We start from the raw sequence: 255 nt of genomic DNA on the forward strand, positions 1-255 counted from the left end.
TAATTGCCCGTGAGGCTTGACCATATAACACCCAAACAATTTGCGTGTTGTACGGTGAAGACGTAACGAACCGAAAGTTCGTGTGAACCGCAAATACCTGTCACATACCCGAATCTGGATGAGCGTGTGCAACTGCCACGAGCGTCCATAAAGAATTGCTTGACGACCATAGAGCGTTGGAACCACCTGATCCCATCCCGAACTCAGTAGTGAAACGACGCATCGCCGATGGTAGTGTGGAGTTTCTCCATGTGA

Annotated in this window: 1 rRNA gene; it reads left to right on the forward strand. The window is 49.4% G+C overall.

Annotated elements, in window-relative coordinates:
* Positions 1 to 158 precede the first annotated feature (158 nt).
* Positions 159 to 255, forward strand: a 5S ribosomal RNA gene (gene rrf / locus L6D89_RS32565); the annotation flags it as partial.

Source organism: Pseudomonas pseudonitroreducens (genome assembly GCF_021603645.1).
In the GTDB taxonomy this organism is placed as follows: domain Bacteria; phylum Pseudomonadota; class Gammaproteobacteria; order Pseudomonadales; family Pseudomonadaceae; genus Pseudomonas; species Pseudomonas pseudonitroreducens.